Here is a 20,636-nt window from a genome sequence, read left to right as displayed (position 1 = left end):
GAAACGGACACCACCATGACCACTGCCGCCATCCCCGACACCTGGCGCGGCGTCACCCCGTCGCCGATCACGTCGACCGACGCCTACAACGGCTTCATCGCCGCCAACGTGATCTTCGCGCTGGACCGGATCGGCGTGCTGGAGAAGCTCGGGCGCGGCGAGCCGCTCTCGGCCGTCGAGGCCACCGCCCAGGGCGGTGACACCGCCCGGACCGAGGCCGTCCTGCGCGCCGCCGCCGACTGCGGCTACGTCAAGGCCGACGGCGGCACCTACGTGCCCACCGAGGTGGGCCTCGAAGTCGCCGCCGCGCGCGGCTACTTCACCTGGGCCGTCGGCGGGTACCACGACGTGTTCGGCCGCGCCGGGCACCTGAGCGCGGGGACGCACCGCTACAGCGAGGACGTCCTGCGCGACGAGGCGATGGTCGCCCTCGGCTCCGCCCAGTGCGACCAGTCGCTGTTCGCCGCGCAGCTGACCGACGTGCTCTCCGGCATCGACTTCCGCACCATCGCCGACCTGGGCAGCGGCACCTCCGCCCGGGTGCGCCGGGTGGTCGGGCAGCGCGAGGGCACCCGGGGCCTGGGCATCGACATCAGCCGCCCGGCCACCGACATCGCCCGCCGCGACATCGTCACGGCCGGGATGCAGGACCGCGTCACCGCCGTCCGGGCCGACGTCCTGGGCCTGCTCGGCACCCAGATCGACAACGACGCCGAGGCCGCCGAGGTGGCCGAGGTCGACACCGTGATGAGCTTCTTCCTGCTGCACGACCTGCTGGCCGACCCGGCCACCCGCTCCTCGATCTTCACCCGGATGCGGGAGGCCTTCCCGAAGGCCCGCACCTTCGTGCTCGGCGACACCATGCTGCGCGGCCCGGGCGAGTCCCAGAGCGCCCTGCCGGTCTTCTCGGTCGGCTTCGAGCTGGCGCACGCGATGATGGGCGTGCCGCTGCACACCAAGGAGACGTACGAGGAACTGTTCACCGACGCCGGACTGCGGATCGACCGCGTCGAGGCGCTGGCCACCCCGCACTCCTGGCTCTACGTCCTCCAGGCCGACTGATGGCCGCCGCCGCCAGACACCTGCTGGCGCAGAACGAGCACCCGGGCCCGCCGCTGCCGTCCGTCGTGGCCGCCCTGGCCGCGGCCGCCGGCGACCTGCACCGGTACCCGGACTTCCGCCCGCAGCGGATCGAGGGGATCATCGCCGACTGGCAGCGCGTCCCGGCCCCTCAGGTCGTGGTCGGCCACGGCTCGGCGGGCGTGGCGCTGGACCTCTTCCACGCCGTCGTCGGGCCCGGCGACAACGTGGTGCACTCGGCGCCCTGCTTCGACGCGTACCCGCTGTTCTGCGAGATCGCCCGGGCCGAGGCCCGGGCCGTCCCGCTCGGCCCCGACGCCCGGCACGACCTGGCCGCGATGGCCGATCGGCTGGACGAGCGCACCCGGATCGTCGTGCTGTGCAACCCGCACAACCCGACCGGCACGGTCTACTCCTGGGCGGAGCTGACGGACTTCTTCCGCCTGGTCCCGGCCACGGCGCTGATCCTGCTGGACGAGGCGTACGTCGACTTCGCCCGGGACTGGGCGGCCCCGGCGGTGCCGGACCGGATCGCCGAGTGGCCGAACCTGGTGGTGCTGCGCACCCTCTCCAAGTCGCACGGCATCGCCGCCCTGCGGATCGGCTACGCGCTCGCGGAGGAGTCCGTGGCCCAGCGGGTGCGGGACCACCAGGTCCCGTACGCGGTGAACCGGCTCCAGGAGGCGGGCCTGCTGGCCGCCGTCTCGGCCCAGGACGAGGTGGACCGGCGGATCGCCGAGATCGCCGCCGAGCGGGAGCGCCTGCGGGCCGAACTGCTGCGGCTGGGCTGGACGGTGGCGCCCAGCCTGACCAACTTCCTCTGGGTCGTCGCGCCGGGCGACCAGCTCCCCCTGCGGGCGGAGCTGGAGCGCCGAGGGGTGGCCGTCCGCTACTACCCCGGCCAGGGCATCCGGATCGCCGTCGGTGAGAAGGACGCCAACGACGCGGTGATCGAGGGCTTCACCGCCACCGCGCCCGCCGCTCCCTGACCGCACCCCGCGCCCGCGCATCCCGGCCGTCTCCGCACGTCCCAGCACGTCCCCGCACGTCCCCGCACGTCCCCGCGCACGGCGCGTGAGGGCGCACCGTCCGCGCCCCACGCGCCGAGCAGCCCAGCACCCTCAGCAACCCAGCACGCCCGGCACGCCCAGCACCCGAAGCGCCGTCGGCGCAGCGAAGGAACCGCGATGCACCCGCTGTTGGCCCGCCCGGAGTTCCGGCGCTACCTCGCCGGGCAGACCCTGTCCGTCCTCGGCGACAGCGCCCTCTCCATCGCCCTCGGCATCTGGGCCAAGGTGCTGACCGGCAGCAACTCCGCCGCCGGGCTGGTGCTGTTCTGCTTCGCCGCGCCGCTGCTGCTCCTGCCGCTGGGCGGCCTGCTCGCCGACCGGGTCCGGCGCAGACCGCTGCTGGTCGGCGTCAACCTGATAGTGGCAGTGGGGTTGACGCCCCTGCTGCTCGTCGACGGTCCGGACCGGGTCTGGATCATCTACTGCACGGCCTCGCTCTGCGGTCTCGCCGGGGCCGTGCTGGCCCCGGCGCAGAGCGCCCTGCTGCGGACGATCCTGACGGATCGTCAGGACTTCGGCGCGGCAGCCGGGTTCACCCAGAGCGCCCGGGCCGGCACCACGCTGGTCGCGCCGCTGCTCGGCTCGGGCCTCTACAGCTGGCTGGGCGGGCACGCCGTGGCGCTGGCCGACCTCGGCGTGCTGCTGCTGGCGGCCCTGGCCTTCCTCGGCCTGCGGGCGGACGAGCCCAGGCCGGAGCCCTCGGGCCTCCGGTGGCGCACCGATGTGCTGGCGGGCTTCGCCCACCTGCGCGGTGCGACCGGGCTGCGCCCGCTGGTGGCGGCCACCGCCGTCACGGGCTTCGTGCTGAGCCTGCTCCAGCCGGTGCTGTTCGCGCTGACCCAGCACGGGCTGCACCGCCCGCCGCAGTTCCTCGGCGTGCTGGAGACGACCGAGGCGGTCGGGGCGCTGGGCGGCTCGGTGGTCGGCGGTCTGCTGATCGGCCGGCTCGGACCGCGCCGGACGGTCATGGCGGGGTCGGTGGTGTTCGGCCTCGGCACGGTACTCCTGCTCGCGCCGTCCCTCCCCGTGGTGGCGGCCGGCCTGGTGATCGCCGGGGCGGGCATCCCAGCCGCCATGGTCGGCCTCGCCACGGCCGCCCAGGCGGCCACGCCGCCCCAGCTGATGGGCCGCGCCCAGGCGGCCGTCAACCTCTCGCTCACCGCCCCGCAGGCCCTCGCGGTCGGCGTCGGCTCCGGACTGGTGGCCGCCCTGGACTTCCGGGTCGTGCTGGCCGTGATGGTGCTCGGCGCCCTGCTCGCGGCCGCCCACCTGCTCGGCAAGCCCGAGGCCCCGACCGGGCCCGAGGCCCCCGCCGGCACCGAGACCTCCGCCGAGCCCGCGGCCCCCGAAGAGCCCGAGAGCCCCACCGAGCCTCCGGCCGGCTCCGAGAGCCCCACCGAGCCCGGGAGCGCCCCGGACCTCCAGCGCACCTGATCGCCCGATCACCCTCGACACCTCCTCTCCTCCTCACCAGAAAGCTCCTCAGATGACCGACCGCTCCTCGCCCACCACCGCCCCGCTCCCCGTCGAACTGGACCACGTCGAGTTCTACCTGTCCGACCTCACCGCCGAGACCGCCCGGCTGACCAGCGAGTACGGCTTCGAGCTGCTCGTCCCGCCCACCGAGCGCGGCGAGGCCGCCGAGCGCTGCCTCTCGGCGCTGGTCGGGCAGGGCACCATCCGGCTGCTGCTCACCCAGCCGCTGGCCGGCGGCCACCCGGCCACCGACTACCTGGCCCGGCACGGCGACGGCGTGGGCGCACTGGCCCTGCGGGTGCCGGACGCCGCCGACGCCTACCGGACGCTGACCGGCCGGGGCGCCGACGGCCTGCGCCCGCCGCAGGCCGCGCACGGCTGCGTCACGGCGGTGGTCGGCGCCTTCGGCGACGTGGTGCACACCCTGATCGAGCGCGGCCCCGAGGCCCCCGCCGACCGGATCCCCGGCCTGCCGGACGCCGCCCCGGTCACCGACGCCGGCACGACGGGGCTGCGCTCCGTCGACCACTTCGCGGTCTGCGTCCCCTCCGGCGAGCTGCGCGAGACCGTCCGCCGGTACTGCGAGGTCTTCGGCTTCCGGATGATCTTCGAGGAGCGGATCGAGGTCGGCGCGCTCGGCATGGACTCGGCGGTCGTGCAGAGCGCCGACCACAGCGTCACGCTCACCCTGATCGAGCCGCTCAGCCCGGACGCGGGCGGCCAGATCGCCTCCTTCCTCGCCGACCACGGCGGCGCCGGGGTGCAGCACGTGGCCTTCTCCTCCGCCGACGCCGTGCACTCCGTCTCCGCGATGGCGGAGCGCGGCGTGCCGTTCCTGCGCACCCCAGGCGCGTACTTCGACGCGCTGCCCGCCCGTCTGACGCCACTGCGGCACTCGCTCGACCAGCTGCGCGCCCTGCACCTGCTGGTCGACCAGGACCACGACGGCCAGCTGTTCCAGATCTTCACCCGCTCCCAGCACCCGCGCGGCACCTTCTTCTTCGAGGTGATCGAGCGCATCCGGGCCCGCACCTTCGGCAGCAACAACGTCCGCGCCCTCTACGAGGCCGTCGAACTCCAGCGCAGCGCCAGCGAAGTGGCCGGATGAGCGCGCCGGCCCTGACCGGGCACCAGCCCTCCCCCGCCCCGTCGCCCTCCTCCCCGTCACCCTCCCCCCAGCCGCTCTCCGTCGCCGAGTACGCGGAGCCCGCCCGGGCCGTCCTCGCGCCCGAGGTCTGGGACTGGCTGGAGGGCGGCGCGGAGCGCGAGAGGACCCTCGCCGGCAACCGGGCGGCCTTCGACCAGCTGGCCCTGGTGCCCCGAGTGCTGGCCGACGTCTCCGCCTGCGACACCGCCACCACCCTGGTGCGCAGCCGCGCGACCCTGCCGGTGGCGGTGGCGCCCGTCGCGTACCACCGGCTGTTCCACCCCGAGGGCGAGCTGGCCTCGGCCCGGGCGGCGGCCGCGGCGGGGGTGCCGTTCACCGTCGGCACGCTCAGCAGCGTCGGCTTCGAGGAGCTGGCCGCGACGGGAGCCACGCTCTGGTTCCAGCTGTACTGGCTACGCGACCGGGGGCGGCTGCTCGACCTGGTCGCGGCGGCCGAGGCGGCAGGCAGCGAATGCCTGGTCGTCACCGCCGACGTGCCGTTCATGGGCCGCCGCCTGCGCGACGCCAAGAACGCCTTCGCGCTGCCCGCGGACGTCCGCGCGGTCCTGCTCGAAGACGGCGCCGCCGGGCGGGCCCACCAGGCGACCACCGCCGTCTCGGCCGTGGCCGCGCACACCGCCGAGCTGCTCTCCCCCGCCGTCACCTGGGCGGATCTCGCCTGGCTGCGCGAGCACACCAGCCTGCCGCTGATGGTCAAGGGGGTGCTCGACCCGGCGGACGCGGTGCGGGCCGCCGAACTCGGCGCCGAAGCCGTGGTGGTGTCCAACCACGGCGGCCGCCAGCTCGACCGGGCCGTCCCCTCGATCACCGCGCTGCCCGCCGTCGCCGAGGCGCTGGCCGGCCGCGACTGCCAGGTGCTGCTGGACAGCGGGGTGCGCGGCGGATCGGACGTGCTCACCGCCCTCGCCCTCGGGGCGTCCGGGGTGTTGCTCGGACGCCCGATGATCTGGGGCCTGGCGGCCCGGGGCGAGGCCGGCTGCGCCCACGTGCTCGACCTGCTGGCCGCGGAGCTGCGGCACGCGCTCGGCCTCGCGGGCTGCGCCGACCTGAGCGCGGCCGCCGCGCTGCGCACCACCCCCATGCCCTGCCCCACCTGGAGTGCACCGTGACCACCACCGCCCCACCCCGCGGCCTGCTGCGGGCCGACCTGCACCCCTCCCTCGCCGACCCGGCGATGACCTCGATGAACCTGCTCAACGAAATCTCCATCCGCTACCCGGAGGCGGTCTCCTTCGCCGCGGGCCGCCCGGCGGAGCAGTTCTTCGAACTCGACGCCGTCCACCGCCACCTGGACCGCTACGTCGCCCACCTGCGCGCCGAGCGCGGGCTCTCCGAGGAGGCGGCCCGGCGACAGGTGCTCCAGTACGGGCGGACCAAGGGGATCATCCACGAGCTGATCGCCACCCACCTCGCGGTGGACGAGGGCATCGAGGTGCCCGCCGAGTCGATCGTGGTGACGGTGGGCTGCCAGGAGGCGATGTTCCTGGTGCTGCGGGCGCTGCGCCGCGGCCCCGAGGACGTGGTGCTCGCCGTCTCGCCCACGTACGTGGGGCTGACCGGCGCGGCGCTGCTCGCCGACCTGCCGGTGCGGCCGGTGGCCGACGGCCCGGACGGCGTGGACCTCGCCGACCTGCGCCGCCAACTGGCCGCCGCCCGGGCCGAGGGGCTGCGCCCGCGCGCCCTCTACCTGGTACCGGACGTCGCCAACCCGAGCGGGGCCAGCCTGCCGCTGGAGCTGCGGCGGGAGCTGCTCGCCCTGGCCGCCGAGGAGGACTTCCTCCTGCTGGAGGACAACCCGTACTGCGTCTTCGCCGGCGAGGAGCGGCTGCCCTCGCTCAAGGCCCTGGACACCGAACGGCGGGTCGTCCACCTCGGCTCCTTCGCCAAGACGGCCCTCCCGGGCGCCCGGGTCGGGTACGTGGTGGCGGACCAGCCGGTGGCGGACGGCGCGGGCGGCACCGACCTGCTGGCCGACCTGCTCGGCATGATCAAGAGCATGACCACGGTGAACACCTCACCGATCGCCCAGGCCGTGATCGGCGGGGCACTGCTCGAACACGGCTACAGCCTGCGGGCCGCCAACACCGAGGTCGCCGCGCTCTACCGGCGCAACCTCGCGCTCGTCCTGGCGGGCCTGGCCCGGCGCTTCCCGCCCGGCAGCGGGGTGAGCTGGAACGAGCCGCGCGGCGGGTTCTTCTTGGTGGTCACCGTGCCGTTCGTGGTGGACGACGCGCTGCTCGAACTCTCGGCCTCGGAGTACGGGGTGATCTGGACCCCGATGTCGCACTTCTACCCGGACGCGGGCGGGGAGCGGCAACTGCGGCTCTCCGTCAGCCAGGTCGACCCGGACACCGTCGACCGCGGGCTGGACGGACTGGCCGCCCTGATCGCCGCACGGTCCTGATCTCCGTAAGGTCCTGATTTCCGTACGGTTTTGATCGCCACACGGTCCTGATCACCGTACGGTTTCGATCGCCGTACGGTCCTGACCTCGGAGGGGGCGCCCGCTCCGGCGCCCCCTCCTTGCCGGGCCCCGCGTCAGGGGCAGCGGTTCGGGCCCGGGTCGGCGATGCCGACGCTCCCGGGCGCCCGGTCCGCCGGCGTGGCGTCCTCGGACAGCATCTTGATCCGGACCTGCCGCACATACCGGTCCACCAAGTGGCGCAGCACGCTGACCGTGGCGGCGACGTCCGGCGCCGGAATGCCGTCCAGCGCATTGGCCAGACCGGCGATGTTGGCCTGTTTCAGACGGTTGAGCATCGCCCGCCCCTCGGCCGTGAGCGCCACCTGGCGGGCCCGGCGGTCCAGCACGTCCGGAGTGCGTTCCACCAGTTGCTGGGTCTGCAGCCGGTCGATCTGCCGGGTGACGTGGGAGGGCTTGACCATCAGCCGGGCGGCCAGGTCGCCCACGCGGCTGACCTCCTCGGCCTCGGCGAGCGCGCGCAGCAGGTAGACGTCCGAGCGCGCCGCCGTGATGCCGGCCCGCGCCGTCTGGCGCTCGTGTTCCTGCGAGCGGGTCAGCAGGTAGGCCAGCGAGGCCAGCACCTCCTCCAGTTCGGAGGTGGCGGTCGGATTGTCTGTTGCGTCCGGCATGGGGGAACTGTAGCGACCCCGTTCGGGGAGTGGCTCCCCTCTCGACCACTGACCGGTTTCCGGACAGATTCGTTCGCCACCGGATGGGCCCTTTCGCCACCACTGACCGCGAGTTAGCGTGACGGTGAGTTAGTTGCTTAGGGCATGCAACGGTCCCGGGCGCTACCCCACGGCACCGCAGGCCCATCCGCTCGGCGCCACCGGCAAATCCGCTCCGCGAAGGGAGCCCATGATGGCCACCGCCGCTCACAACCCCCGGTTCACCCACCCCGCCGCCCGTGGCGGCTGCCCGTTCGACCCGCCGCCGGCCTACCAGCAGGCCCAGCAGGACGAACCGATCAGCCGGATCACCCTCTGGGACGGCGCCCCCAGCTGGCTGGTCACCCGCCACGACGACATCAAGGCCGTGCTCAGCGACGCCCGCTTCAGCTCGGACGCCGCCCGGCCCGGCTTCCCGTTCATCAGCGCCGGAGCCCGGCAGCTGAGCACCGGCCAGCGGACCTTCATCCGGATGGACGACCCGGAGCACGCCCACCTGCGCCGGATGCTCACCAGCGAATTCATGATCAAGAAGGTCGAGGCACTGCGCCCCGAGGTCCAGCGCATCGCCGACGAACTGCTCGACGAGCTGACCGCCGGCCGCAACTCCGGCGACCTGGTCCACGAGTTCGCGCTGCCGCTGCCGTCCCTGGTCATCTGCCTGCTGCTCGGCGTCCCCTACCAGGACCACGACTTCTTCCAGGAGTGCAGCCGGGTCCTGCTGCGCCGCGACTCCTCGGCCGAAGAGGTGCAGATCGCCCAGAAGAACCTGGTCGACTACCTGGTCAAGCTCACCGACTCCAAGCGCACCGAGCCCGACGACGGCATCCTCAGCCGCCTGGTCGCCCGCGGCGAACTGAGCACCGAGGAGATCGGCGCCATGGGCCGGCTGCTGCTGGTCGCCGGACACGAGACCACGGCGAACATGACCGCGCTCTCCATCCTGGCCCTGCTGCAGAACCCCACCCAGCTCGCCCACCTGCGCGAGCACCCGGAGTCGGTCGCCGGCGCCGTCGAGGAACTGCTGCGCTACCTCACCATCGTGCACTCCGGCCTGACCCGGGTCGCCACCGAGGACGTCACCGTCGGCGGCGTCCGGATCCGAGCGGGCGAGGGCGTGATCTGCATGATCAGCACCGCGAACCGGGACGAGCAGAAGTTCCCCGACGGCGACGAGCTCGACCTCTCCCGCGACGCGCGCCTCCACCTGGCCTTCGGCTTCGGCGTCCACCAGTGCCTCGGACAGCCCCTGGCCCGGCTGGAACTGCAGATCGCGCTGAACTCCATCCTGCAGCGACTGCCCGAACTGCGCCTGGCCGTACCGTTCGAGGAGATCCGCTTCCGGGGCGACATGCTCATCTACGGCGTCCACGAGCTCCCCCTCGCCTGGTAGCGGCCCCCGCGTCCGAACCGATCCTCCGAAAGGAAAGCCATGCTCATCCACATCGACCAGGAAAAGTGCTGCGGCGCCGGCCACTGCGTACTGGCCGCCCCCGAGGTCTTCGACCAGCGCGAGGAGGACGGCATCGTCATCCTTCTCGACGCCGCACCCCCCGCCGACCTCCACCAGGCCGTCCAGGACGCCGCCGCGGTCTGCCCGGCCGCGGCCATCCGCCTCGAACACCTGTAATCATCCCCACTCCCCAACCCGCCGCCGGGCGAAGACCCTGACCGCGCGTCGGGTCCGGCCGAACCGACCGGTCCCGACCGAGGCCGAACCTCGACATCCACGCCGTGGAACAATGGACGGACCTCGCGAGGGGAGGCGGCGAGCATCGAAGGAGCGGCGGGTTGGCAGGGCTGGTGACCGACTGGATCCGGGTTCCGGTGGGCGAGGACGCTTCGAGGTGGACCACCCGCGGTGGCTGCCGCCGGGTTCTCCTCGTCGTCCACAACGTGACCTCCGCGACCCGGCTCCTGGACGTCGTTCCGCTGTTCCGCGACGACCTCAGGATCCAACTGCTGGCCGCCTGCACGGGATCGTCCCCCTTCAGCGCAGGAGTCGCCGAGCTGCTGAGCTCCCTCGGGGTTCCGGTACTTCCGTGGGAGCAGGCCAAGCAGACACCCGTCGACCTCGCCCTGTCAGCCAGCTTCGGCGGTGAACTCTCCGTTTTCCAGGGGAAGTTGGTCGTCCTCTCGCACGGAGCCGGATACAATAAAAGGCTTGCGACACCGAACACCGAACACCGAACACCGAACACCGAACACCGAACACCGAACACCGAACACCGAACACCGAACACCGAACGCACCGCATGCCCCTGTCTTCGGCCTGGCGCCCGAGTGGCTGCTGTCCGACGGGGTTCCGCTCGCCCGGGCGATGGTGCTCTCCCACCCCGAGCAGCTCGGCCGGCTGCGCGAAGCCTGCCCCGAGGCCGCTCCGACGGCGGTGCTCGGCGGCGACCCCTGCTTCGACCGCATCCTGGCCGCCCTTCCGCACCGGGAACGCCATCGCCGCGCGTTCGGCGTCCGGCCCGGACAGCGGCTCGTCGTGCTCAACTCCACCTGGAACCCGCAGTCGCTCTTCGGGGACGCCGGCACGGACGACCCGCTGCCGTGGCTGCTCGACCGCCTCACCGCCGAACTCCCGGTCGACGACTACCGGGTGGCGGCCGTCCTCCACCCGAACATCTGGCACGGCCACGGCCCCGGCCAGGTCCGCCTCTGGCTGGACCGCGCCGAGCGGGCCGGCCTCACCCTGATCGACCCCCTGGACAGCTGGCGACAGGCGCTGATCGCCGCCGACGCGGTGATCGGGGACTTCGGCTCGGTCAGCTACTACGCCGCGGCGCTGGGCACCCCCGTTCTGCTCGGCACGGCCTCCGACGAGGTCCTGGGCGCCACCTCGCCGGTAGCGGCCTTCGTCCGCGAAGCCCCCCGACTCGCCCTGGACTCCCCCCTGCGACCACAGCTGGACCAACTCCTGACGTTCCATCAATCCATGACCAGTGCCAGCGAATTGACGACCTCGGCGCCCGGCGAGGCGGCCGGCCTGCTGCGTTCGCTCTTCTACGAGGTCATGGGGCTGCCCGAGCCGACAGAGCCGGCTCTCCTGGACCTTCTCCCACTCCCGGACTACCGGCCACCGACCCGAACCGTGCCGCTGCGGGTCCGCACCCGCCCGGGGCCCCGCCCGCACGAAGTCACCGTCGAGCGGGTCGCCGAAGGCCGGTACGGGCCTTCCGGGCCCGGCTCCGATCACCTCGCGGTGCACGAGGACACCCTCGACCAGGGCCTCCTCGGTCTGGCCGACGCGATCCTCCGCTACGGGGAGGCCGACGACCCCCGGATCGGTCCGCCCCGGGAGTGGGCCGCGGCGACGCTCGCCCGCTACCCGAACTGCTCGCTCGCGGCCTTCGTCTCCGGTCCGGACACCTGCGAAGTGCTGCTGCGTGAGTGGGGATTCGTCCGCCTCACCAGCCCCTCGCTCGACCCGGCGGCGGCCGCCTCGGCGCTGTTCGCCCAATTGGACGGCGCCGCCGTCCCCCGACCCCTGCGACCCCTGCCGCCGATGGAGCTGACGGTGCGCACCGGCGGCGCGTCCCACCCGGTCCTGGTCAGTCCCGTTCCGTGAGGCACTGCTGCCGCAGGCCCGCCAGGTAGCGCAGATGGGGCTCCGCCTGCTCGCGGTCCAGGATCGCGGTGGCCTCGTCGATCGCGGCCAGCGCCTGATCCGTCGCCGAGGTGTCCGCCCAGGTCTCCGCGAGATTGGTGAGGGTGCGGGCCGCGTTGTAGTTGTCGCGCAGACGCCGGAATTCGGACAACGCCTCCGTCAGCCAGACCCGGGCCCGCTCGTACTCGGCCAGGCCTCGCAGCGCCCGCCCCCGGTGCCGCTTCAACAGCGCCCGGGCCCGCGGAACGTCCCCCGCCCGCTCGTGGTCCGGGCCGATCGAGGCGAGCAGTCCGTCAGCCCGCTCGAAGCAGTCGTACGCGGGCTGCCACCGCCACTGCCGAAGCCTCAGCAGCCCGAGCGACTCGACGGCCGTGGCCTGGCCCAGCAGGTGGCCGGCCCGTTCGAACGCCGAGGAGGCGTCGACCAGACAGCTCTCGGCCTCGGCCAGCAGGTCCAGTTCCATCAGGGCGAACGCCAACTGGGTGTGCATCCGGCCGGCCATCGCCGAGTCCGGGTCGTGCGCGACCGCCGCCCGCACGGCGGTTCGCAGCGCCGGCAACAGGGCCTCGTGCCGACCGGCCTTGAGCTGCACCGCCCACGACGCCTCCGCCAGCTCGCACGCCGTGGCCGGCGCGGCCAACTCCTCGGCGGCGAACACCGCCTCGACCAGGTTGCCCACCTCCGCGGCCAGAGCGGCCAACGCCGCACCGGCGTCCGGGTAGTCGCCGGGCCCGAGCTCGCGGTAGAGCGGCCCGACGTGCCAACGCTCCCGCAACGCCGCGTAGTCGGCCCGGACGGCGAAGCGCAGCAGGTGCTCCACGGCACGCGTCACCGCACCCGCGCACGCGGCCAGCCCGTCCACCCGCGCCGCCTGCTCCTCGGCGAACCGGCGCACGGCAGGCCGGTAGCGGTAGCGGCCCTCGGGTGTGGCCTCCACCAGGCCGGCCTCGGCGAGCCCGGCCAGCAGGACACCAGCACGCTCAACCGTGGGTCCGCCGGGGCCGGCGACCGCCACGGCCAGCTCGGGACCGACGGCCGGCCACGGCCGCAGGGCACAGAGCCGGAACAGCCGGGCCTCCTCCGGCTCCAGTACCTCGTACGACTCCTGCACGGCGGCGCGCACCGGATCACCCGCGTGGGGATCGCCACCGCCGTCGCCACCACCGCCCCGGCCCCGGCGCTGCTGGGGGATGAACGCCAGCCGGGGAGCCGCGGCGCGCAGGGCGAAGGGCGATCCGCCGCATCGTTCGAGAACACCCGACAGGGCGGGGCCGGCGGCGGAGACGGTCTCCTTCCCCGCGAGGTCCGTGAGCAGCCGCCTGGCGTCCTTGTCGGACAGCGGCCCCACCGGAATCGGAACGGCGTCGAGACCGGTGAGCGGACGCCGGGCCACCACGACCGTGACGACGCCCGGGGCCGCGGTGATCAACGGCCGGACCTGGGCCGCCGACCGGGCGTGGTCCAGCACGACGAGCAGCTGCCGCTCGGCGACCAGCGACCGGAACCGCTCGACCCGGTCCTGCGCGGCCGGCGGAACCCGGTCCGCCGGCATGCCGAGGTGGATCAGGAACTGCCGGAGCACAGCGGCCGCATCGGGTGCGGTGGCCGGCGACCCGCCGGAGAGGTCCGCGTAGAGCTGCCCGTCCGGAAACCGCTTCCGCTGCAGCGCGCCCCAGTGAACGGCCGCGGCGCTCACACCCATTCCCTGAGGCCCATACAGGACACTGACGCGGGGCGTGCCGTCCGCCTTCCGTCCGGCCTCCTTGTCCAACAGCGCCAGCACCTTGCGCCGGTCGGTGAAGAAGCGGTCGGAGGGCGGCAGCAGGGAGGGCGCCGCCAACGGCCCGGACCAGCCCCCGCCCTGGCCGCCCAGCCAGGCACGAAGCGCCCTGGCCTGCGCGGGATCCGACCCCACCACATCCAGCAACAGCTGCGCCACAGTGGCCCGTTCGGCGGCATCGGTCGGCGCCGGCACGTCCCGCCCCGTCACCCGGCGGACAAAGGCACCCGCCGACTCCCAGGCCCACTTGCCGGCCTCGTTCGCCACGCTCGCACCCACGGCGCCGAAAACAGCGGCCACCGCCGACAGCGACACCGGCTCGAACACCCCACACCCCCTGGTCCATCGCGGCACACCCGACCAGCAGCCGCCGCACCCTCGCGTCCGGCCCCACGGTAGCCTGCGCAACCTCACCGTGGGTGCACAGTCGCCTGCTTGCGCACGGGCGGGTCCGGTTCCGTTTCCTCCCCCCGCGGACCGGGGTCCACGACGCCTACGCCCGACTCGTGGCCCGCCGGGCCCTCCGCGCGCCGAACGAGGCGTCCTCCGCCACGCCGGCCGCGTTCATGGAGAGCATCATCCTCAACGGCCGCATCCGCCTCATCGACGGCCGCAACCTCAAAGCCCTGCCCGCCGAGCACCTGACCATCGACGTCCCGATCGAACTGTCCAGGGTCCCCTGAGGCTGGCAGGCTGGCAATCTCATGTAAGGGCGGCTGTGGGGACGCCGCAGCAGGTTGCAGCAATCCTCCAGCTGGTCCCCGGCAAGATCGCAAGACGCCGGTGCCACGGCCATCGATCACCTGTCGGCCCATCAACAAAAGGGCCGCTGACCTGGGATTCCTCCCGGCCAACGGCCTTTCCGACTCGCGTCGGGACGACAGGATTTGAACCTGCGCCCCCTTGACCCCAAGCGGTCGAAAGAGCGTCCAGTTGGCATTCGACAGTCTGAATCCCGCAGGTCAGGGCCCATCCCGTCCAGCCCACATGACGCCCGATGGCATCTCATGACGCCCAGTCCGTGAGAGGCGCGTGAGAGGCGGCGAGCGAGGGGGAGTTCGAGCGTGATTTGCCGCGCATCCCCATGGTGGCGCTACCCAGCAGGCTGAAGCCATCCCACGCAGTAAACCGCCCGCCGCGGCCCGGTGACCCACCCGAGCACCTCCGCCCCACCAGCCAGCCCGCCGCAGCCCCGCGCAGTGATCGACTCCGACACGTCCACCAGCCTGGCCACTGCCGCGATCCCGTCCTGATATCGCGAGGAGTACCAATAGCGGGCTAGGCATTTCGCCCAGGTGGCCGCATTGTTGGGGTGGTCCTGAGGCTATAGTCGCCAGCTCATATGAGCACAGTCCGACGGCTCGCCGGGGCCTTTCGCGTGCTGTCAGCCCGCGGCCAGGCCGGCCAGGGCCTGCTCGATCGGCAAGGTGCCGGAGATGACGTCGAGGGCGCGGTTCCGGGCGGCCGGGTGGGAGAGGGCGGCCACCACGACGGCAGCGAGGTCGTCGCGGGGGATGCTTCCGTCGGGCAGCGCGGGGGCGAGGGCGATGCGCCCGCCGCCGCTGCGGTCGGTGAGGCCGCCCGGGCGCAGGACTGTCCACTCCAGGCCGGAGCGAGCGAGCACGAGGTCGGCCTCGTACTTGGCGCGCAGGTAGGAGCGGAAGCCCAGCGGTGCCTGGTCGGCGCGGTCCGCTGGCATGGCGGAGACCTGGACGTAACGGCGGACGCTGGTAACCTGGGCGGCCTCCACGGCGGCGATCGCTCCGTCGCGGTCCACCCTGAGAAGGTCGCGCGAGCGGGGGCTGGACACCCCGGCGCAGTTCACCACGGCATCGCTGCCGGTCAGGAGCTCGGCCAGGGCAGTGGTCCCTGCGGTCAGGTCGCCGAGGACCGGGGCCGGCCCCTGCTGCCCGCCGGTCCCGGTTCGCTTGCGGTCGCGCGAGACCGCACGGACCTGGTGACCCGCGTCGAGCAGCAGGGAGACGACCCGGGAGCCGGTCCGGCCGGTCGCGCCGAACACAGTGATGATCACGATTTACGTCCTTGGGGGTGTCACGAGCGGTCGATGGCATCGGCAGGGCCCGCGGCGGAGATCGTCCTGGGTGCCAGGGTGGCGTTCCAACTGGCCAGCAGCCGCAGCACGGTAGCCGCGTCGGAGCCCGCCTCGGCGGCGTACGCGATGAGCTTCTGCTCCGGGTCCTCCGTCAGCTGGAACGTGCTGAAGTGGAGCTTGACCAGCCCGACTTCGGAGTGCCGGAAGGTCTTGGTGCCGAACGTCCTGGACTTGACGTCGTGCCCCGCCCACCAGTTGCGGAACTCCGGGCTCCGGAGCGACAGGTCGCCGATCAGTCCGGCCAGCCGGGGGTCGTCGAAGTGGCGCCCGACCTCCAGCCGGAGGTTGCCCACCACGTTCCTGGCGATGTGCTCCCACTCCGGATAGATCTCCCGGGCGCGCTCGTCCAGGAACACCAGGCGGGCCAGGTTGCGCTCCTTCGGGGTCAGCGCCGGGAAGTCCGCGACCAGCGCCCGAGCCATCTCGTTCCACGCGAGGACGTCCAGCCGGCGCCCCACGATGTAGGCGGGGACGTCGGTCAGCGCGTCGAGCATGATCCGCAGCCCCGGCCGGACGCGCTGCTGCGCCGGTTCCCGCGACGCCTGACGAGAGGGCTGCGCGAGATTCCGGAAGTGCTCCTGCTCGTGCTGGTCCAACCGCAGCGCGCCGGCCAGCGACTCGATCACGCTGTCCGAGACCCGGCGGATCCGGCCCTGCTCGACCCGGGTGTAGTAGTCGACGCTTATTCCGGCCAGTTGGGCCAGTTCCTCCCGGCGCAGTCCTGCGACCCGGCGGACTCCGGGGACCGGCACCACGCCGACCTCCTCGGGCCGCAGGCGCGCGCGTCGGGTCCGAAGGAACTCGCTGAGTTCGGCGCTCGGGTTCATATGGTCGAGTATCGCCCGGCTCCCCGCTCCCAGCCTGGCCCAGTTTTGACCAGGCTGCGGAACCGGGCCCTGGGGCATGCTGATCTGGACTGCGCCTGACGCCAGGTGACTGATCGTCACGCACATGGCATGAAGCGGCATGTGACGCATGGGGGTTATGGAGATGCCGAGGAGCACTGGCGCCGCCGTCGCGTCGGCGGCCGACTACCTGGACAGCCGTAGGGCCGACATCCTGCGGACGTACCGGGCCGGTCTGCGGGAGATCGGCAGCGCACTGGACAGCCAGGAGGATGCCTGGCAGGAGTTGGAACGTCAGGCCGGCCAGGTGATCAGCGTCTGCGTGGCAACGCTCGCTCGGGGAGTGCCCGTCCCGGACCGGGTGGCGTCCGACCCCCTGGAGCTGATCAACGCGGGACGGGCGGTACGCCACCTGCACCCCATCGAGGCCCTGCGGGCGAATTCGCTGCTCTTCGACGTGATCATGGCGGAGATCACCAAGGCGCTGGACAGGCACCCGAACTCCGAGGACCTGCTCGGGACTATGGCCCACGTGCTGAACCGGAGCGTCAATCAGCGAGCCGAGGCCATGATGACGGGCTACGACGCCTTCCTCTACCGCCGGTTCAAGGACGGCCACCTCGCCGAACGGCGCCGGCTCGCCCGCGAGATCCACGACCACATCAGCAACAGCGTGAGCGCCGCCCTGCGGGGCCTCGAACTGTACGAGATCTACCGTGACAACGCGCCGACGGTCGCCGCCGATCGGTTCGACCAGGCCCGGGCGGTGCTGTTGGAAGCGCTCTCCGCCATGCACAGCACCATCGCCGAACTGCGGATGTTCAATCCTCCGGGCACGGTGGCGAGCGGTCTCCAGACCTTCCTGGCCTCGGTCCAGAACGGCGACATGGTCGACATCCGGGTCACCGGGAACGAGTGCTGGCTGCCCGGCGAGCACCGCGAGCAGATCTTCGTGATCATCCGTGAGGGGCTGCGGAACATCTTCGCCCACTCCCACGCCACCAGGGCGACCGTCCGGCTGGACGTCACGCCCCACCGTGCCCGGGTGGTGATCGAGGACGAGGGCGTGGGGTTCGACGTCGCCACCGTCCTCGCGCAGGGCCGTTCGCACGGGCTGGCGTCGATGCACGAACGGACCGAGCTGCTCCGCGGCCGAATGCGGCTCGCCAGCGTCCCTGACGTGGGAACGGTGATCGACCTCTCGATCCCGCTGCCGCCGTGCGAGTGCGACCACGAGGACCAGCCTGGTAACACGATGCCTAGGCAGAGTTGAGCACTGGTTGTGGCGAGCGCCCGACGGAACGCTGGTGGATGCCCGGCCGGAGCAGCCAGGCCGGGACCGACAGCGCGAGATTCGGAGTTCCATGTCCACATCCCACAACGCACCGCAACACTCGGCCAGCCGCCCGGCGGGCGAAGACGGCTGGTTGGAGACGGTCGAGACGATCGCCGGCGCACCGGCGGCCGGGCCCGACGAGCTGCAGCACGTCAAGGTGCTGAAGGTCGGCCCGGCCGAGGCGACCAGGGTGCTGGTCCTGCTCGGCGGCCGGGAGGGCGCGGCCGGCGGATTCCGCGTCCTGGCCCGTGAACTCGCCCGCACCGTACCTGGGCTTCAGGTCTGGGCGGTGGACCGGCGGGAGCAGAACCTCGCCGACCTCCGGGACTACCAGGCCGACCTGAACACCGCCATCGACTACTACCTCGGCGGGAAGTACACCAGCCTGGAGGGTTCCGGCGCACCGTTCGCCGGCTCCTGGGGGCTCGACGTACTGCTTCGGGACGTCCGGCAGGTGGTCAAGGCGGCAGCCGACGGCGGGCGACGCGACGTCGTCCTCGGTGGCCACTCGGTCGGCGGCGCCGCCGTCGCCCACTATGCCGCGTGGGACTTCGACGGGACCCCGGGCTACCTCGACCTGTCCGGGCTGGTGCAGATCGACGGCGGCGTCCGGGACGCCTTCAAGGGCGCGGGAATGGAGTTCTCGCTGACCGCCCAGGACGCCATCGGCTGGCGGAGCGTCATCACCGACGGCTCCGTGTTCGAGAACGCGACGAGCTTGGCCGTCCGGGCGGGCGACCGTCCGGAGGACGCCGCCATCCTCTACCATCTGGCCGCCCGCTGCGCCCTCGCCGACCCGCACGGCCCGGCCCGGCTCACCGGCGGGCTCCCGGCGGCCTACGCGACCGGCGGTCCGCTGACCAACGCCGGCCTCTTCGGCAAGCTCGTCGACGCCGCCGTCGGCCACCCCGGGTACGCCGTGCACTCGGGACGGATCGGTCAGGACGGGAACTGGATCGACGACGGCCCGACGCCGCTCGCCCGGGTCGCCGAAGCCCACGCGGAGGGTCCGTCCGGGGCCTTCATCTGGTACACCCTGAACCGCGTGATGCTCGACTACGTGGCCGGCAACGCCTTCACGGACAACGACGTCACCCGGGAACTCGGCCTGCGCCTGCACCACGTCGAGGCCATCGACATCCCGCTGTACGCCTTCGGTAGCAGCCTGACCAACGGTACGGTGGCCGCCGCCGCGGAGCAGTTGGGGGCGAGCACCGCGATCCCCGCCGTCACCACGTACACCGACCTGGAGCTGACGCACCAGGACCTGCTGTACGCCGTCCCCGAGCAGAACCGCCTCCTGCGCACCCTGGTCGAGTTCCTACGGACGCTCCCGCACCGCTGACCGGCCCATCGAGCTCCGGGCGACCCCTGCGCCCGGTGACACCTTCCGGGCCCGCCCCGGGGCGGGCCCGGAAGGCCCCCTCCTCAGACCGCTCCGTCCACACGCCCCTCACGCCAGGGAGTCGACCCACCATGAGCTCTTCACCGCCGGGCGGCACCACGCAGCCCCGGGAACGACTGGTCCTGCTCGCGATCTGTCTCGCCGTCCTGATGGTCCCAGTGTCGCTGAGCGGCACCTCGCTGGCCCTCCCGGCGATCAGCCGGTCGCTGGACGCCGACATCGTCCCGCTGCAGTGGGCGGTCAACGCCTACAACGTGACGGCGGCCAGCTTCATGCTGGCGGCCGGGTCGCTGGCCGACATCATCGGCCGGCGCAGGATGTTCGTGATCGGCACCACCCTGTTCGCCGCCGGTTCGCTCGCCTGCTCACTAGCCGGCGACATCTACCTGCTCGACGTCGCGCGCGCGGTGGCCGGCATCGGTTCGGCCGCGATCCTCACCGCCGGCACCGCCGTCCTGGCGAGCACCTTCGACGGCCCGGCGCGCAACCAGGCGTTCGCCGTGACCGGTGTGGTCATCGGGGCCGGCCTGGCCCTCGGCCCGACCACCTCCGGCTGGCTGATCTCCCTCATGGGCTGGCGCGGCATCTTCCTGACCCAGCTCGCCATCGCGGCCGTGGTGCTGCTGCTCGCCCGGATCATCCCGGAGTCCCGCAACTCGCAAGGCAGCAAGGTCGACTGGATCGGCACGGTGCTGTTCACCTCGGCCCTGTCGGTGCTGACCATCGCGGCCGCCGAGGGATCGCAACTCGGCTGGACCGGGCCGGAGATGATCGCGCTCGCGGTCCTCTTCGTGGTCCTGATGACGGCCTTCGTGCTGGCCGAGCGCCGACAGGCCCAGCCGATGTTCAACCTCGGCCTCCTCGCCAGGCCGCGCTTCGTGGCCCTGTGCCTGCTGCCGGTGATCTTCTCCTTCGGCTTCGTCGGCCTGGTGGTGCTGGTGCCCTCGTATCTGATCGGCGCCGACGGCCTGTCAAGCGGCGACGCCGGCCTGACCATGCTGCTGCTCACCGGGCCCGTCCTGGTCGTCCCGCTGCTGGCCTCCCGGATGCTCCAACGCGGCCTCTCCAGCCGGGTGCTGCTGACGGTCAGCCTGCTGGTCACCACCCTGGGGGTGGCCTGGCTGTCGGTTATCCACCCTGGCATCGGGCCGCTCGCCCTGGCCGGGCCGCTGCTGACCATCGGGGTGGGCCAGGGCCTGTCCTCCGGGCTGATGGACGGCGCCGCCGTCTCCGCCGTGGAACCGGCCCGGGCGGGCATGGCCGCGGGCATGTTCAATACCATGCGGCTGGCGGGCGAGGCGGTGGCGATCGCGGCCATGGGTGGGGTGCTGGTCTCGCTGATCAAGGGCCGGCTCGCGGACGGCATCGATGCCTTCGCGGGGAAGACCCCGAGCAACGTCGGCAGCCTGGCCGACAGCGTCGCAAGCGGCGACCTCACCGGACCGGCCGCCCAAGTGCCCGCCGCCGACCGGGGCGCGTTCACGGACCTGCTGGCCAACGGTTACACCGGTGCGATGCACACCATCCTCTGGGTGGTGGTCGGCCTCTGCGCCGTCGCCACGGTCGCGGTGTGGTTCCTGCTCGCCGAACGCCGCGCGGACGAGCCGGACGAGCCGGC

The 20,636-nt window shown here is 72.8% G+C and carries 17 protein-coding genes; 13 read left to right on the top strand and 4 right to left on the bottom strand.

The genetic code is table 11. The features are described 5' to 3' along the window. The first annotated feature begins 15 nt into the window (after positions 1–15). From ACIOGZ_RS04410 to ACIOGZ_RS04385, 6 genes are all read left to right on the top strand, one after another. Entirely contained in the window at positions 16–1,062 is a 1,047-nt protein-coding gene (locus ACIOGZ_RS04410; protein WP_363586159.1) for a class I SAM-dependent methyltransferase, read from the top strand. After that, positions 1,062–2,069, top strand: a complete 1,008-nt coding sequence (locus tag ACIOGZ_RS04405; RefSeq protein ID WP_363586158.1) for an aminotransferase class I/II-fold pyridoxal phosphate-dependent enzyme — start codon at positions 1,062–1,064, stop codon at positions 2,067–2,069. The genes ACIOGZ_RS04410 and ACIOGZ_RS04405 overlap by 1 nt, the downstream gene beginning before the upstream one ends. Positions 2,070–2,267: 198 nt before the next feature. Further along, positions 2,268–3,584: an MFS transporter gene (locus ACIOGZ_RS04400; protein ID WP_400984778.1), complete on the top strand. Its 1,317-nt coding sequence runs from the start codon at positions 2,268–2,270 to the stop codon at positions 3,582–3,584. Between the two features lie 52 nt (positions 3,585–3,636). Continuing rightward, positions 3,637–4,734 (top strand): 4-hydroxyphenylpyruvate dioxygenase, encoded by a 1,098-nt coding sequence (hppD, locus tag ACIOGZ_RS04395; protein WP_400984775.1) that lies wholly within the window; start codon positions 3,637–3,639, stop codon positions 4,732–4,734. Continuing rightward, on the top strand, positions 4,731–5,903 hold the full coding sequence (locus tag ACIOGZ_RS04390; protein ID WP_363586155.1) for an alpha-hydroxy acid oxidase: 1,173 nt from the start codon (positions 4,731–4,733) through the stop codon (positions 5,901–5,903). The genes hppD and ACIOGZ_RS04390 overlap by 4 nt, the downstream gene beginning before the upstream one ends. Before the next feature lie 65 nt (positions 5,904–5,968). Further along, positions 5,969–7,198, top strand: a complete 1,230-nt coding sequence (locus tag ACIOGZ_RS04385; protein ID WP_363586163.1) for a PLP-dependent aminotransferase family protein — start codon at positions 5,969–5,971, stop codon at positions 7,196–7,198. Between the two features lie 134 nt (positions 7,199–7,332). On the opposite strand, the gene ACIOGZ_RS04380 is transcribed toward ACIOGZ_RS04385, so the two are convergent. Further along, a complete protein-coding gene (locus ACIOGZ_RS04380) occupies positions 7,333–7,887 on the bottom strand; it encodes a MarR family transcriptional regulator (RefSeq protein WP_363586154.1) in 555 nt (184 codons plus the stop codon). Between the two features lie 232 nt (positions 7,888–8,119). On the opposite strand from ACIOGZ_RS04380, the gene ACIOGZ_RS04375 reads away from it, so the two are divergent. The 3 genes from ACIOGZ_RS04375 (at position 8,120) to ACIOGZ_RS04365 (ending at position 11,500) form a co-directional block, all read left to right on the top strand. After that, positions 8,120–9,319, top strand: coding sequence for a cytochrome P450 (locus ACIOGZ_RS04375; protein WP_363586153.1), 1,200 nt, complete (start codon positions 8,120–8,122; stop codon positions 9,317–9,319). Between the two features lie 39 nt (positions 9,320–9,358). Next, positions 9,359–9,556, top strand: a complete 198-nt coding sequence (locus tag ACIOGZ_RS04370; RefSeq protein WP_363586152.1) for a 4Fe-4S domain-containing protein — start codon at positions 9,359–9,361, stop codon at positions 9,554–9,556. Between the two features lie 534 nt (positions 9,557–10,090). After that, complete coding sequence (locus ACIOGZ_RS04365; protein WP_400984771.1) at positions 10,091–11,500, top strand: hypothetical protein; 1,410 nt, start codon at positions 10,091–10,093, stop codon at positions 11,498–11,500. On the opposite strand, the gene ACIOGZ_RS04360 is transcribed toward ACIOGZ_RS04365, so the two are convergent. After that, positions 11,484–13,646 (bottom strand): tetratricopeptide repeat protein, encoded by a 2,163-nt coding sequence (locus ACIOGZ_RS04360; RefSeq protein ID WP_363633369.1) that lies wholly within the window; start codon positions 13,644–13,646, stop codon positions 11,484–11,486. The genes ACIOGZ_RS04365 and ACIOGZ_RS04360 overlap by 17 nt on opposite strands. Before the next feature lie 92 nt (positions 13,647–13,738). Here ACIOGZ_RS04360 and ACIOGZ_RS04355 point away from each other — a divergent pair, with 92 nt between their 5' ends. After that, complete coding sequence (locus ACIOGZ_RS04355; protein ID WP_400811563.1) at positions 13,739–14,002, top strand: hypothetical protein; 264 nt, start codon at positions 13,739–13,741, stop codon at positions 14,000–14,002. A gap of 701 nt (positions 14,003–14,703) precedes the next feature. Here ACIOGZ_RS04355 and ACIOGZ_RS04350 read toward each other — a convergent pair. Beyond that, complete coding sequence (locus ACIOGZ_RS04350) at positions 14,704–15,351, bottom strand: SDR family oxidoreductase (RefSeq protein ID WP_400811561.1); 648 nt, start codon at positions 15,349–15,351, stop codon at positions 14,704–14,706. 20 nt (positions 15,352–15,371) lie between these two features. After that, positions 15,372–16,259 (bottom strand): helix-turn-helix transcriptional regulator, encoded by an 888-nt coding sequence (locus ACIOGZ_RS04345; protein ID WP_400811558.1) that lies wholly within the window; start codon positions 16,257–16,259, stop codon positions 15,372–15,374. Positions 16,260–16,422: 163 nt separating this feature from the next. Between ACIOGZ_RS04345 and ACIOGZ_RS04340 the strand changes: the two genes are divergently transcribed. The 3 genes from ACIOGZ_RS04340 to ACIOGZ_RS04330 form a co-directional block, all read left to right on the top strand. Beyond that, positions 16,423–17,550 (top strand): sensor histidine kinase, encoded by a 1,128-nt coding sequence (locus ACIOGZ_RS04340; protein WP_400811556.1) that lies wholly within the window; start codon positions 16,423–16,425, stop codon positions 17,548–17,550. 91 nt (positions 17,551–17,641) lie between these two features. Then, on the top strand, positions 17,642–18,958 hold the full coding sequence (locus tag ACIOGZ_RS04335; RefSeq protein ID WP_400811554.1) for an alpha/beta hydrolase: 1,317 nt from the start codon (positions 17,642–17,644) through the stop codon (positions 18,956–18,958). Positions 18,959–19,089: 131 nt separating this feature from the next. Further along, positions 19,090–20,636: MFS transporter (locus ACIOGZ_RS04330; RefSeq protein WP_400984768.1), on the top strand; the 1,547-nt coding region annotated here is incomplete at its 3' end.

Origin of the sequence: Kitasatospora sp. NPDC088160, from assembly GCF_044741445.1 — a bacterium.
GTDB lineage: Bacteria > Actinomycetota > Actinomycetes > Streptomycetales > Streptomycetaceae > Kitasatospora.
This window is presented reverse-complemented; position numbering and strand designations above follow the sequence as displayed.